The sequence below is a fragment of the Herminiimonas sp. genome (genome assembly GCF_030655415.1).
Window position 1 is genome coordinate 237,074 of sequence record NZ_JAURVN010000002.1, and the last position, 14,653, is coordinate 251,726.

At 46.6% G+C, this 14,653-nt stretch carries 13 protein-coding genes and 1 pseudogene; 9 read left to right on the top strand and 5 right to left on the bottom strand.

Annotation, left to right across the window (positions count from 1 at the left end):
- Positions 1-31: 31 nt before the first annotated feature.
- Positions 32-1,033 (bottom strand): LLM class flavin-dependent oxidoreductase, encoded by a 1,002-nt coding sequence (locus tag Q7T66_RS01215; protein WP_304931424.1) that lies wholly within the window; start codon positions 1,031-1,033, stop codon positions 32-34.
- A gap of 386 nt (positions 1,034-1,419) precedes the next feature.
- Here Q7T66_RS01215 and Q7T66_RS01220 point away from each other — a divergent pair, with 386 nt between their 5' ends.
- On the top strand, positions 1,420-1,725 hold the full coding sequence (locus Q7T66_RS01220; protein ID WP_304931425.1) for a hypothetical protein: 306 nt from the start codon (positions 1,420-1,422) through the stop codon (positions 1,723-1,725).
- A 164-nt stretch (positions 1,726-1,889) separates the two neighbouring features.
- Entirely contained in the window at positions 1,890-2,402 is a 513-nt protein-coding gene (locus tag Q7T66_RS01225) for an MgtC/SapB family protein (RefSeq protein ID WP_304931426.1), read from the top strand.
- A gap of 244 nt (positions 2,403-2,646) precedes the next feature.
- Here Q7T66_RS01225 and Q7T66_RS01230 read toward each other — a convergent pair whose 3' ends face one another.
- Positions 2,647-5,022: a PAS domain S-box protein gene (locus tag Q7T66_RS01230; RefSeq protein WP_304931427.1), complete on the bottom strand. Its 2,376-nt coding sequence runs from the start codon at positions 5,020-5,022 to the stop codon at positions 2,647-2,649.
- Between the two features lie 608 nt (positions 5,023-5,630).
- On the opposite strand from Q7T66_RS01230, the gene Q7T66_RS18010 reads away from it, so the two are divergent.
- From Q7T66_RS18010 to Q7T66_RS01240, 3 genes are all read left to right on the top strand, one after another.
- Complete coding sequence (locus tag Q7T66_RS18010; protein WP_370691586.1) at positions 5,631-5,747, top strand: DUF3606 domain-containing protein; 117 nt, start codon at positions 5,631-5,633, stop codon at positions 5,745-5,747.
- Positions 5,748-5,994: 247 nt separating this feature from the next.
- Positions 5,995-8,007: an AsmA family protein gene (locus Q7T66_RS01235; RefSeq protein WP_304931428.1), complete on the top strand. Its 2,013-nt coding sequence runs from the start codon at positions 5,995-5,997 to the stop codon at positions 8,005-8,007.
- A 118-nt stretch (positions 8,008-8,125) separates the two neighbouring features.
- Entirely contained in the window at positions 8,126-8,353 is a 228-nt protein-coding gene (locus Q7T66_RS01240; RefSeq protein ID WP_370691593.1) for a hypothetical protein, read from the top strand.
- A gap of 254 nt (positions 8,354-8,607) precedes the next feature.
- Here Q7T66_RS01240 and Q7T66_RS01245 read toward each other — a convergent pair whose 3' ends face one another.
- Both Q7T66_RS01245 and Q7T66_RS01250 read right to left on the bottom strand, forming a co-directional pair.
- The gene (locus tag Q7T66_RS01245) at positions 8,608-9,372 is read right to left on the bottom strand and encodes an EAL domain-containing protein (protein ID WP_304931430.1); all 765 of its coding nucleotides are present in this window, start codon (positions 9,370-9,372) and stop codon (positions 8,608-8,610) included.
- Between the two features lie 351 nt (positions 9,373-9,723).
- Positions 9,724-10,116 (bottom strand): nuclear transport factor 2 family protein, encoded by a 393-nt coding sequence (locus Q7T66_RS01250; protein WP_304931432.1) that lies wholly within the window; start codon positions 10,114-10,116, stop codon positions 9,724-9,726.
- 160 nt (positions 10,117-10,276) lie between these two features.
- Here Q7T66_RS01250 and Q7T66_RS18015 point away from each other — a divergent pair, with 160 nt between their 5' ends.
- The 4 genes and pseudogenes from Q7T66_RS18015 to Q7T66_RS01260 all read left to right on the top strand — a co-directional run bounded on the left by Q7T66_RS18015 (position 10,277) and on the right by Q7T66_RS01260 (position 13,568).
- A complete protein-coding gene (locus tag Q7T66_RS18015) occupies positions 10,277-10,537 on the top strand; it encodes a sigma factor (RefSeq protein ID WP_370691594.1) in 261 nt (86 codons plus the stop codon).
- Positions 10,538-10,575: 38 nt separating this feature from the next.
- Positions 10,576-10,968 carry a sigma factor-like helix-turn-helix DNA-binding protein gene (locus Q7T66_RS01255; RefSeq protein ID WP_304931433.1) on the top strand — a complete coding sequence of 131 codons (393 nt, stop codon included), beginning with the start codon at positions 10,576-10,578 and terminating at the stop codon, positions 10,966-10,968.
- A gap of 194 nt (positions 10,969-11,162) precedes the next feature.
- A pseudogene (locus Q7T66_RS18020) lies at positions 11,163-11,270 on the top strand (GNAT family N-acetyltransferase); the annotation flags it as partial.
- 333 nt (positions 11,271-11,603) lie between these two features.
- Positions 11,604-13,568 (top strand): ATP-binding protein, encoded by a 1,965-nt coding sequence (locus Q7T66_RS01260; RefSeq protein WP_304931434.1) that lies wholly within the window; start codon positions 11,604-11,606, stop codon positions 13,566-13,568.
- A 155-nt stretch (positions 13,569-13,723) separates the two neighbouring features.
- Here Q7T66_RS01260 and Q7T66_RS01265 read toward each other — a convergent pair whose 3' ends face one another.
- Entirely contained in the window at positions 13,724-14,428 is a 705-nt protein-coding gene (locus tag Q7T66_RS01265) for a response regulator transcription factor (protein WP_304931435.1), read from the bottom strand.
- Positions 14,429-14,653: the final 225 nt, after the last annotated feature.

Below are 14,653 nucleotides of genomic sequence, written 5' to 3' on the forward strand. Positions count from 1 at the left end.
GCTTTAAGTTTTTTATGTGAACGACGATACGTTATGACTGCCAGACATCAGCCACGATTTCATAAGAACGCGCACGCGCCGCATGATCGAACACCATCGTGTTGATGATGATCTCATTGGCTTGCGTGGTCTCTAAAAATCCATTGAGTTTTTCTTTGACTGTCGCTGCATTTCCAATAATGGAAGCGCGCAACATCGACTCAACCGAGACGCGCTCATGTGGCAGCCATGAATCATCCATGTTCTCTATCGGTGGCGGCAATTTACCCGGCTTGCCACGTATCAAGCCCAAATGCATTTGCTGTTGCGAAGTCGCCAGACGCTGCGCTTCTTCATCGCTGTCGGCCGCAAAAATATTCACGCCTACCATTGCATACGGCGCATCCAATGTGGCCGATGGACGGAAAGTTTCGCGATACAAGTTCAACGCAGTCAACATGTAGTCCGGCGAAAACTGTCCGGCAAACGCAAACGGCAAACCGAGATGACCCGCGAGTTGCGCGCTATAACTACTCGATCCCAATAACCAGATGGGAATATCCAAACCTTCGCCAGGAATAGCCTGGACTTGCGCCTCGCCACCACTAGGCTGCAAGAAGGCGCGCAACTCGTTCAACTGACGTGGGAATTCATTTCCATCTTCACCGATATCGCGACGCAATGCGCGCGCAGTGGCCTGATTCGATCCCGGTGCACGACCCAGACCCAGATCGATACGGCCCGGATACAGTGAAGTTAGTGTGCCAAATTGTTCGGCGATCACAAGTGGAGCGTGATTCGGCAACATGATGCCGCCAGAGCCAACGCGGATTTTAGATGTGCCGCCAGCAACATAGCCAATCACCACTGAGGTCGCCGCACTCGCAATACCAGGCATGCTGTGATGTTCGGCTAGCCAGTAACGGTTGTAGCCAAGTTTTTCTGCGCGTTGCGCCAGATCAAGTGAGCGATGGAAGGCATCAGCTGGTGTGCCGCCGACCAGAATCGGTGATAAATCTAAAACGGAAAGTGGTGTATTTTTCAGAGATTTCATGAACAACAATCTGTAAGCGATGAATGGTTGCAATTGCGTCCCGGCGACCATGCGCACAAGCGATAGCAAGAACGACTACAAGACAGACAGGATAGCGTGAATCGAACATTGAGGTAGGCCACCACGATAGTTACAAGTTGGTCATTGCCATCATTTTCAAATAATTTTCAGCACGACATTCGCTTAATTTTGTTTATCAAAGATACGCGCCGGAATCGTTTTCGCATTGTTTGCTAGCCACATTTGCAAAATGAGCGTGCATCATCCGTGTAATTTTTTCAAATCGGCGTCTTCTTAATTTATCTCGTTCCTTAAGTGAAATAAGTCCCTTACTATCCGCTCATTCAATCACTACAATGACTTGGCCAACTCACCTAGGAGGTCGTATGCTTTTTACCCGCTCCATTCTTGTTTCCGCTTTTCTCGCGACACTGTTGATCGGCTGTAAAAAGGCAGAGACACCGCCTGCGCCAACCATGGGCGGCTCGGTTGCCTCACCAGAAAGCGCGCTGCCGCCATCGGATTCAGCATTACCTGCCGCGCCAGCCAGTACTTCCGATAGCGGAAATGCCAACGGTCCTGCACAAACTAACCCTAAAGAATTAACCAAACAGCAGGAGTCGACAGACATGCCGCTCTCAGGCCAGGCTAATAATCATTCGACTACTGATCCCATCGAAAAAAAGAAGTAATTTTCGCCGTATGGATAAACCCGCCTAGCAATAGCGCGGGTTTTATTTTTGCCTCAAAACTTTTATCATTCAGTAAAGTTACTCAAGATAATGCTCGATCTAACATCAAGGTCGCGTAAAGAAAAATACAGAATAAGAACATCAAAAAAGACAGGAATAAATCGATGAATCCATGGTGGATGGAAGTCGCACAAACTGTGCGCGAAGAATTCTCCGATATTAGCGACCCCTCACAAGTTACGCGAGTCTGTGTACGTTTGCTGGTGGCCGTAGTGCTGGGCGGCTTGCTCGGCTATGAACGCGAAAGCCATGGCAATTCAGCAGGCTTTCGCACCCACATGCTCGTCGCACTCGGCGCTGCGCTTTTTGTTTTAGTGCCATTGGAAGCGGGTATCACTCCGGCAGATTTGAGCCGTGTCTTGCAAGGTGTAATTACCGGTGTTGGCTTCTTGGGTGCCGGTGCGATTATTAAACTAAGTCAGGAACAGGAAATCAAGGGATTGACGACTGCAGCCAGCGTCTGGCTGACGGCAGCTATAGGTGTAGCGGCGGGGATGGGACGTGAATCGACCGCGATTTTAAGTACCTTATTTGCCTTGTTTATTCTCTCGGTGTTGCGACGCGTAATGTCGAACAAAGACAAAGAAACCTCAACGCGTATAGAGAAAGCGAGCTGAGTTTGACGAGACTCTGTGCAAACAGAAGATTTCTCCACCACCAAGATTCTTACAGCAATTGTAACCCTGCAGACAAAGTTAAATGACCGAAAACAATCCCAAACGATCGGCAGTTTTGGATGTAAAAGGTGGATCAGTTGGAGAGGGTCAACTCTGCGAGCCAATAAACAGAGTATGAAAAATCGGCTCAAAACACTACTGCTGCTGAGTGATCGACTTTGCGTCGACCAAATAGTGCTAATCCTTAGTATAGGCGTCCAAGAGCTGCAGCGATCGCTGCCTCATCGTAAGGCTTGCGTAACAAAACCGAGCTTGGCGGAGCAGGGAAGTTGATATCACCGCTTGCGTAGATAACCTGAATATTCGGTCGTATATGCCGTGCGGCGCTCGCAATTGCAGTGCCCGACATATTGGGAAGATTGATATCGGTAATGAGGACGTCTACGAATTCTTTACCAATTATATCGAGCGCAGCCTTTCCCTCTCCTGCTTGGAAAACCTGATGGCCCATGTGCTGAAGTAGCTCAACCGTATTTTGTCGAATAAACTCATCGTCCTCTACAAGAAGAATAGTGAGTGAAGGATGAGATGTCGCGTTTGCAAATAGAGGACCAGAAGCCGGTGGGGATTCCTTCAAAGCGGCAATCGTTTTGTGTTTTTGGTTTGCCAGAACATCGCGTACTTTGCGGGCCAAAGCTTCGCGTGTATATGGCTTATTCAAGAGTTCAACGCCCGGATCCAGCCGCCCACCATGAACAATTGCATTTTGGGTATAACCCGAGGTAAATAACACCGCGATATTGGGCTGGCGTTCACGCGCTTTACGAGCCAGGTCCGGACTACGCATTGAGCCTGGCATCACTACGTCTGTGAAAAGCATGTCGATTTTGATGCCGCTTTCAATGATAGAGAAGGCGCTTTGTGCGTCCGGTGCTTTAAGTACTTGATATCCAAGCTCCTTAAGCATATCAACGACAATGCCACGAACCTGCTCATCATCTTCTGCAACAAGGATGGTTTCAGAGCCACCGATTACTACGTGTTCTTGTTCGACCTCAATGAAATCTTCAACTTCAAATGTGCGGGGCAAGTAAAGCTTGATCGCGGTGCCTTCACCCACCTCGCTATAAATTTTGATATGTCCGCCAGATTGCTTCACAAATCCGTACACCATCGACAATCCAAGTCCGGTACCTTTGCCTTCTGGCTTGGTAGAGAAGAATGGTTCAAACGCCTGCGCAGCAATTTCTGGAGTCATGCCCGAGCCTGTATCAGTAACAGCAAGCATTACATACTGGCCAGCGACAACATCGGAATGATTGCGCGCATAGTCGTCATCGAGAAAGGCATTACCAACTTCAATAGTCAATTTGCCCACGCCATCCATTGCATCGCGCGCATTGATCGCTAAATTGAGTACGGCATTTTCAATTTGAACCAGATCGACCATCGCATTCCAAAGACCTGCAGACGCCATTACTTCCGTCTCGATAGACTCCCCAATCGTTCGCGCAACCATGTCTTGAAAGTTGTTAAGAAACTTCCCTAGATTAACAACCTTGGGTTCAAGTGGTTGACGCCTGCCAAAGGCGAGCAACTGATTGGATAGCTTGGCGCCACGACTAACCCCGGTTAAAGCTCGTGCGATTCGATTTTGCGCGCCATCGTTATCCCCAAGCTCTTTACTAAGAAGATGAAGATTGCCTGAGATAACTTGCAAAAGATTGTTGAAATCATGCGCGATGCCGCCGGTTAATTTACCGATCGTTTCAAGCTTTCGAGATTGCTGGAGAGCTATTTCGGTCTTTCTTAAAGCAGCGGCGGCTTCGACTTTTTCTGAAATGTCGCGCGTTACTTTGGCAAATCCGATGAAGTTACCTAAGTCGTCATAAATGGGATCAATCACGACGTGGGCCATGAACTGGGTTCCATCTTTTCTGACGCGAAACCCTTCTTGCTCAAAGTGGCCGGTAGCTAATGCAGAAGCTAGCGCATATGCAGGCCTCCCATCTTTTTGATCCTCAGCAGTATAGAACCGCGAAAAATGGGTGCCTACTACCTCAGATCGCTCATACCCCTTAATCCGTGCTGCACCCGCGTTCCAATTGCTGATAATGCCGTTTTGATCCAGCATATAGATCGCGTAGTCGGTCACACCTTGAACTAGGAATCTGAATTGCTGTTCGCTTAAGCGCAAGGCTTCGGCAGCTTCTTTTCGTTCAGTGATATCACGCGTGATTTTCGCAAAGCCCAAGAGTTTGCCTTCGCGATCGCGTATCGAATCAATGACGACTGTTGCCCAAAATCGTGTTCCATCTTTACGATAACGCCAACCTTCGCCTTCGAACTTTCCTGTCGTCTCTGCTTGGTGCAATGCGCGCTGTGGTAGTCCAGCGGATTGATCCTCTAGCGCATAAAACCGGGAGAAATTTTTTCCAATAATTTCGTACGGTTCATAGCCTTTAAATCGCCGAGCACCTTCATTCCAACTGATGACAGTGCCATCTATTCCAAGCATGTAAATGGCGTAATCTGAAATTGCTTCGACCAACAGCCGAAAACGCTGAAGCTCCACAAATTGAAGATCATTCAACGAAGATGGGGGGATTGCCTCGGACATGTCTACGCTTAAATAGGTTGAACACAAAACGCGCTTAAGCTAAACATATTACATCGGGAATATTGATTTTTAAATCGATAAATCCGCATGCTTCCCAAAAGGGATGGGAGCGAATAAAGTGAGTCATTGTTAAATTTAGCTTAATTAACGCAAGGTAAATGCTCAACTACTGTGGAAGCTAGTTTTATGTAGAGCTCATCCACCGGTATTATTTTTCCAGCATTGCCTTGGCTTCATGCGCGGCGTTTTTCGTCAGGTCTGGACCATCCCGTCCGTACATCGCCTGATAAGTATCTTTCGCCGTATTGAACTATAGCCAGCATCCACTAGGGTATTGATCCACTTATCTCGCCACTCAATTCGCACCATACTTAGCCCCTCTTTGTTAAGAATTTAGTGGGTCAGTTCACTTTTATCAATCACCATATTGATGGGACTAAAAGTTTTATTTTTGCTCTCTCCACTTACTATCTTTAATCCAAATAAACTTATTTTATTGTTGAGCGATAGGAGGTATAAACATGATGATTTCAATGCGAGTTATCGCACCGTATGCATTCCAATGCCGTCGTACTCTACTAAAGAATCATTGTTGCAAGGAGTAAAAAATGGCTGACGACACACAGCCCAAAAAAGCTGTTGATCGTACGAAGATCAATATAAATGAATCCCACGAATTTCAATATTGGTGCATATGTTTTGATTGCACTACAGATGAATTGTGAGCTGCCGTTTCAACTGTAGGAACACGAGTTGATGCGGTAGCAGACTATTTGGATAAGCCTGAATTGGCCAGCTCAACATTGCATTAGCCGTTCTTTCGAATTAAATTGTCTCGACTTGATGTCATTTTTTTGCTGCCCAATCCACTTTCGCTATTGCAACACACTTTCAGAAACGTCCTTCCCTGAATTTGGGACATTGTTCATGATCTTCTCGCGTTTGCAGCGCTAACTTTAAGGTCGGACTCACATGGCTATATCACGGTCAAAAAAAATACTATTGTCGAGCCTCTTGGCGTTGCTGTTGATAGCCGCGATTGTTGTTATCGTGATTCTGACTTTTGACTGGAATCGACTAAAACCAACCATCAATCAGCGTGTAAGCGATGCAACAGGACGCGTGTTCGAAATTCGCGGCGATTTGAGCATGGACTGGAAGCGCGCCGAGGGCGAAGATAGTTGGCACGCGTGGATTCCGTGGCCGCGTCCTTCTGCCAGCGACATTGTGATGAGCAATCCGGACTGGGCGAAAACCGGGCCGCAAATGGTTACGCTCAAGCAGGTGACGTTCTCTATCAATCCCTTTCCTTTGCTGATCAAAAAAGCCGTATTGCATGAGCTCGATGTCGACGGTCTGGATTTGGGCCTGGAGCGAACCACGGATGGCAAAAACAACTGGTCCTTCAAGAAGGATGATGACGAGCCGTCAGCCTGGACGTTTGAGTTTGGCAAATTGGTACTAAAGCAAGCCGATTTGCGTTACCTCGATCCAAACATCAAACTGGATTTGAAAGCCACCGCGCAGACGCTCGACGATAATAATCCAAAAGGTTATGGCCTTCAATTTACAGCGGGCGGTACCTACAATAACGCGCCCATCACCGGCGGCGGCAGAACCGGCGGCATTTTGTCATTGAGAGACAAGGGCGCTATTTTCCCGGTGCAAGCCAACGTCCATATCGGTAAAAACACAATCGGCGTCGAGGGCAACATTACCCAACCAACTGCGGTTACCGCAATCGATCTCAATTTGACATTGGCCGGTCCAAGCATGGCTAACTTGTATCCGTTGACCGGCGTGCTGCTGCCAGATACACCGCCATATGCCACAAAAGGACATCTGATCGGGAATCTGAACGGCGATAGCAGCACCTGGAAATATGAAAAATTCACCGGTAAGGTGGGCGAAAGCGATCTCGCCGGCACGCTCGAATACCTCGTGCAAAAACCTCGCCCGCTATTGCGCGGCGCGATGGTTTCCAACCAGTTGCGGCTCGAAGACCTAGGTGCGGTTGTCAAAGCTGATAGCAACGCCGAAAAGAAAAATCGCGATGCCAAAGCCGTGCAGCCTGATGCCAAAGCTTTGCCGACCGAGCAGTTCACGACAGAAAAATGGGGCGCGATGGATGCAGACGTCAAATTTACCGGCCGTAGAATTATTCGCGATGCAGCATTGCCGATTGACGATCTGGTGACCGAGATACACATGAAGGACAAGGTTTTGACGCTGACGCCGCTGAACTTCGGTGTGGCAGGTGGCGACCTTACCTCTAACATTAAGCTCAACGGGCAATCGAATGTCATTCAGGCAGAAATCAAAACGGCCGCACGGCATTTAAAGATCAAGCAGCTTTTCCCGACGCTGGAAACTATGCAAGCCAGCCTGGGTGAAGTGAATGCAGATGCATCTTTATCCGGTACCGGTAACTCAATAGCCGCGATGTTGGCCTCGGCTAACGGTGAGGTGAAGGGCGCCGTCACCCAAGGTTCTGTTAGTAAATTCATTTTGGAAGCAGCAGGTTTGAATGTTCCTAACGCGGTGTTTGCGAAATTATTTGGTGACAAGCAGGTGCAGTTGAATTGTCTTGCAAGTGACTTTGAAGTTAAATCCGGGCTCATGCAAACCGAATATTTTGTGATGGATACAGATGACGCGGTTGTCGCTATCGATGGAACGATCAACTTGTCAACTGAAGCAATGAATCTTGATGTGCGTCCGAAGACAAAAGGACTGCGTATCATCTCTTTGCGTTCTCCCTTGTATGTAAAAGGCACTTTCAAAAATCCGGATATTGGTCTGCACAAAGGTGCACTTGCGGCCAAAGCAGGCGGTGCGATTGCATTGGGAGCTTTGACGCCGCTGGCAGCAGTTATTCCTTTAATTAATCCAGGGCGGACTGAGGCAATCGATTGCGCGAAATTACTGGCAGACTACAAAGAAAAACCGAAAGCGCCGCCACCCGGCCAGAAAAAGGTCGATTGATGCTCTAAGGTCAGACAAGTTTCTTATTGGGATTCACTGTCACAACCAGAGGGGAATCTTGTGGGATTACATCATTCCCAAGACAATCTTGGTAGTAGACGACGAACCTCTCGTTTGTATGGTCGTTGTAGAAATTCTAAAAGAGCGCGATTACCACACAGTAGAGTCTCGAGACGGTGCTTCCGCCATGAAGGCTTTTAGCGCGTTTCCCGTAATTGATCTAGTGATTACGGATGTTGGCCTTCCAAATGGAATGAATGGAAGGCAGTTGCCGACGCTATTAGAACGCAGCGGCCAAGAACTCCCGTACTGTTCATTACCGGTTACGCTGAGAACGCGGTGTTAAACCACGGGCATCTTGAGCAAGGGATGCAAGTACTGACCAAACCGTTCGCCCCGGATACTTTAGTACATAGGGTGACCACGTTGCTAAATCCCTTTTACAGCTTTGAAGCCCCACTAACCCAGTTTCGGTTCGAAGCAGCTGTTTTTTTGCCTTCAATATTAGTAATTATCTTAATAATTTGTAATGCGAATAGGGTGTAGGTGAATTAGGTTCGACGCAGTTCAATACGACGATACTTCATCGTCATACGAAGGTTAAATCCAAGCTTCTGCTTCTACAATGCCAAGGGACTTAAATGCCGGTTTGCAAAAAAGGTAGCCTTGCATTAACTCAATCCCCACCGCGCGCAAAAAATCCCGCTCTGGCTTTGTTTCAATCCCCTCTGCTATTAGAACGATATCAAGTTTGCGACACATTTGGACGATGCCCTCGACAATCGTTTGTCGAGATTTGCTAGCATCAACATTTCGCACAAGATCCATGTCTATTTTAATGATGTGCGGCTGATATTCGGCTAGTAGATTCAATCCCGCATACCCGGCCCCGAAGTCATCGATTGCAGTACGAAAGCCAAGCCGACGATATTCATTAAAAATATTGACTAAATGAGGACGATCTTCAACTTTTTCGCCTTCAGTAACTTCAAATATGATGTTTTCGATTGGGAATCCATACTTTCGCGCTGCTGCTAGTGTGGTTCGAATACAAGCTTCTGGGCGATACACGGCGTTAGGCAAAAAATTGATCGACAAGAGGCTCTTCATTTCAAGCCCTGCTGCAGTCTCGACGGCTTTGACTCGACAAGCTTGATCAAATGTATAGCGATTCGATTCAGTGACTTGTGAAAGGACGGAGTAGGCGGATTCTCCAAAAGGACCTCTCACCAATGCTTCATGAGCGTAAATCGTCTGAGTGACAACATTAACAATGGGCTGAAAGGCAAATTCAAAATCAAAGATTGGCTTATCTGTTTTTAGGCATTCCCTACAGCCAACGGTGTCCTTGTTTGGAGCGATCATGCGTGCCTCATCGTTGGGAAATATGTGCATTTTGATGCGGACTCGTTAAATTTTTATCCCCAGAACAGCACATTGTATTTGTTGATGAAATTTGATTTCCTAACAATGGGAAGTGAAATTTTTAGTGTGCTTTACTTGATGTGGACTCAACACTGTTCTAGTTAACTTATGATTCCTTAAATGGCTCGCACGCCTTCAACACATCACTGATAGTACGTCAGATCAAGTTTCGGCAGGTTAAAAGCTACTCAATGCTACTGACGAGGTCAGCCTTAATGACATTATTTTTTTGTCTACCACCCGCCAGCAGCTGCCATACCATAGATTTTTTATAATTGAGTCAACTTGAGCTTACCTCGGCGGCAGTGCGCGAACTTCCATTTTGTGAATTAGTCCATCGACAATGGTGAAGCGATGGCCAACGTGTTCGCTTGCCACAACCGTCCCTTCCATATTGCGCACGACTTGATGCACCTTAACTAATATGTGCCCATTGTTGTCTGAATAAAAATCAACGGGTTCTACCTTAGGATTAATTTCGCTCCATTGCTCCGTCCAGTAAGCACAGACTTCCTCAGGTCCACAGACAAAACCTCCCTTGAACGCGCGCGGCCACGCAACGTCTCTCGTCATTAAGGCGAGCGCAGCTTCAATGTCTCTTGCGTTAAAAGCCGCGTAGGCGGCACGTAACAATGTGATGTGCTCTGCAAGTGGATGCCCTATTTGGTGTCCTGAATTATTCATATGAATCCTTTCGATGTAGAGTTAATCTTTTAATGGCGAAGCAAATGCTTGACGACTTGAAGTGGTCTTACGTGACGACAAAAAATAAATACATCGTTGGTGTCACATTCGACTGTCTTCAAGCGTCATGCAAAATAATGTCCTAATAGAAGAAGTCATCATGCGACCAAATATTCCTAAAACTAGTGTTTTGTTTGAAGAGCTACGCCCTCGACTCAAGGCGATTAGCCTCCGAATTGTCGGCAATGAGGCTGAAGCTGAGGATGTCGTACAGGATTGTTTTTTTAAATGGCACGCTCATGAACCGAACGTCTTCACGACGCCTGTAGCTTGGCTAACCAAGATTGTGCAAAATCGGTCAATTGATCAACTGCGTAAACGGGCTCGAGAAACAATGCAATGCAGTGCGCCACGGAGTTGACATTTCATGTGCCACCGCCAGAACCCTACGATAATCTGATGCGAAGCGCTGAACTTGGCGAGGCTCTCGATCACATATTTTCATGTCTTTCACCGGTCGAACGGTTGGTGCTGATCCTGCATGAAGTGTTGGATTGCGAACATGCTGAGATTGCCACTATGCTTGGCAAGAAGACAGAAAATACGCGTCAATATCTAGCGAGAGCACGCCGTCGGTTGAGGGTGGACAATAGTCTCGAGTCACCAGACGAAAAACTTTGTCGCGATTTGATAGCTCGCTTTCAAGCAGCACTCAACGGTAGGGACATACCGGCGATGATTATGCTTCTGGCAGATGATCAACCGGTGTTTGTTCATAAACCCACACAACTACGGATCCGGACACATGCTTGTGCAAATGATGCGTGTTTTGAACTCGAATTGGCTGCATAAATTCTCGTCGTACTTCAGATTCTTTCTATCGGTAACACGTTAGGTATTCATGTTTTCATACGACCAATGACCATTAATGACTACGATTTAGTCATTAGTCTGATGAGACAAATTCCTGGTGTAACTTTTCGAGACGCAGATTCCCTAGAAAATACAGTGCGCTACTTAGAGAGAATCCGAGTCTTAATTTCGTTGCTACCGATGGAGAGAATGTCGTCGGTTGCGTTATGTTTGGACATGACGGACACCGCGGTTACTGGCAGCATCTCGTTGTGCGCGCCGATTACCGAAGAATGCAGTAGGAGCTGAAATTATTCCGTTCGAGAGTTTACAATAACAGCCGAATAAGCGGCTGCTTGGGTCTAACCGGACATTCCAATACAACCATTTCATTTTCGAAGTTCGGGAGTATTTATAATTGGCGGTCCTAGGGTAACAAAGTTATTCTAAGACAACGCCATTACCAATCAATTCCTTGAACCTAACGGATTTGAGCAGGGTCATCTGTTTCCAGATGGAACAAACGGTCAGTGACATTAAATACTTGCAGTCATCGAGTCATTAGTCACGGCAGTTTAGTTCGTGGGACACCATCGTAGGACAATACCTTTGTACTTACCGAGATAGAGCAGTTTATGGATACAGAGCAAAATATAGGTGCGATGCTTGATGATGAGATACGCAAGCGGAAGCAGGCCGAAGCTGCGCTGGTAGCCCGAGACCGCGAGTTCATCGATTTCGTGGAAAATGCCGCTGTCGGCCTGCATCAAGTTGGTTTTGATGGAACGATACTGTGGGCCAATAAAGCTGAACTTGATCTTTTGGGTTACACGCCCGAGGAGTATATCGGACGCAATATTACGGAGTTTCATGCGGACGCCTCAACAATAGATGACATTTTGTGCCGACTAACCGCAGGTGACACCATCCTCGACTATCCTGCACGCTTGAAATGCAAAGATGGTCGCGTCAAACATGTGCTTATCCATTCGAACGGCCGCTTTGAAAATGGAAAGTTAATCTACACGCGCTGTTTCACTCGAGATGTCACCGATAAGATCATTCGGGAGCAAGTGCTGAGCGAACGGAATAATTTACTTCTGCAGGCTCCTGTCGCTACTGCCCTTCTAATTGGTCCCGAGTTTACTTTTGAGTTAGCGAACGATATGTATAAACATATCGTTGGAAGAAACGAGTTAGAAGGTAAGAGCTATTTAGAAGTATTTCCGGAGCTAAGAGGCACACCCCTGCCCGGCATTTTGCAGAAGGTCTATGAGACAGGCGAAGCATTCGCCTCTGACGAGTATCAAGTGAAGCTGGTGAAAGACGGAAAGCAGGAAGATATTGTTCTTAAGTTCAACTTGCAGGCGCTAAGGGGCGCCTCCGGTGACATCGTCGGCATGATGGCTGTGGCGGTGGATATCACAGAGCTCGTTCAGTCTAGAGAAGCACAGAAACACAGCCAGGTCGAGCGCGAGACATTACTGCGGAAATTGGAAGACTCAGATCGTGCAAAAGACGAGTTTCTAGCAATTCTGGGTCATGAGCTGCGTAATCCGCTATCCCCAATCGTTACTGCACTAGATTTGATGAAGTTGCGCGGTGACGTAGGCTCGACCAAAGAGTACGGCATACTTCAGCGGCAGGTTAAGCATTTACTTCGACTCGTAGATGATTTGCTTGATGTCTCACGTATCACACGCGGCAAAGTGGATTTGCGCAAAAGTACTGTTGTAGTCCGTGAGGTTATCAAGAAGGCAGTAGAAATGGTCAGCGTACTGGCTGAACAGAAGCATCACACGCTTCATATTGATGATCAAGCGCTAGGACTTGAGTGGTACGGAGACCCGATCAGACTGTCGCAAGTGATCTCGAATTTGTTGACCAATGCAGTTCACTACACTCCAAACGGAGGACATATAACGTTGAGGTGCTGGAAGGAAGATAATCAGGTTTGTATATCTGTATCTGACAACGGAATTGGTATTTCAAATACAGCATTATCAAAAATCTTCGATTTGTTTTATCAAGTTCCAGGAAGAACAGAACGTGCAAAAGGTGGTTTAGGCATTGGTTTATCACTGGTGAACAGTCTGGTTTTATCCCATGGCGGAACAGTGCAAGCTTTTAGTGATGGTGAGGGAAAAGGAAGTGAATTTTTGGTTCGATTGCCTTTGCTAGAAGACGTTTCTCAAGCAAATATTGTTTCGAGTAGGCACAATTTATCTTCTCATTCTTACCGCGTTATGATCGTTGACGATAACAAAGACGCTGCTGACACGCTAAATGATTTGTTGATCATGAATGGTTATACAACCAAAGTTGCCTACGATCCGATTACTGCGCTTGCTATCGCAAAATCTTATCAACCCGAAGTAGTTATCACCGACATCGGTATGCCAGTCATGAACGGCTATGATCTTGCCGTCCACTTGCGAAATGTTTTAGATAACCCATCAACATGCAGGATGTATGCAGTAAGCGGTTTTGGCCAAAAAATTGATAAAGAACGCTCGCAGAAAGCCGGTTTTGCCGCGTACTTCGTTAGGCCGGTCGATGCTGAAACCCTCTTAGAAGCTATAAGCGCCGAAGATCATTGAGCGACACTTCTAAAATAATCCATACTCGATGTACAAAGAATTATTTGTCTTCTGGCACATCATCGTGACGCTGTTTGGCTTTTCGTTTTTAGGTAGGAAACCTACGGTCATTTATCGGCCGAAAGCGGACTTCACTCAACTTCGTGTAATGAGCCTTAGATTGCGTCAAGTCTATAACCTACGGTATAGACCGTGCTAAGTCGTACATTATTATCGGACTTGATTTGAAGCATAACTCTAACTCGCGATATATGAGTGTCGAGCGTACGTGAGGCCATCATGAGTTCGCGCCCCCAGACTTCCTGCATAAATCTTTCTCTTGAAACAAGTTTTCCAATATTTTGAAAAAGCAAAACTGCCACATCGAACTCTTTCGGTTTCAATTCAACAGGCTCGCTGCGTAATATAGCGATTTTCTTGACCAAATCGAATTGATATAAACCTACTCGCATAACATTTGGAAGTGGTATCACGGTATCGACCCGCCCTCCCGTAAGGCGCATTCGTTTGGACAGGGCGTGTATTCGCGCAATTAATTCAGCTACCCGTATTGGTTTGATCATATAGTCATCGGCGCCAGCCATCAGACCGATCACAATATTTTCTTCACACATGCTTTTTGATAGGAACATCACAGCAATCTCTTCGCCGAAATTGTTCCTAACGCATTCAACGACGTCTTTTCCCGCCATATCAGGTAGATGCCAATCGAGTATTAACAGCCCAAAAATTTGGTGGTGCAATGCGGCGAACAACGCATTACTGTTCAAAAAAGTGGTGCACTCGTGACCGGCAGCAGTGAGAATTCGATGAATGAATTTAGATTCGATTGGGTCATCATCCAATATAGCTATCTTCATTTTGCTTTCAATTCGTGCACGACTTGAATTTGTGTTTTTTAAACGGTTATAAATTACATAAACAGTTTCAGATAATGAATATTTTTGTTAAAAAAGTCCTGCCGGCAATAGGTTGGCGGCGCCTATTGAATAACGCTATATATATTGATCGTTAGCGAAAGAGCAAGTTCCGCATAGGTACAGAGGTTGTAGCAAGCTTGGAAGATGCGGTGGGTGCACTTTTCA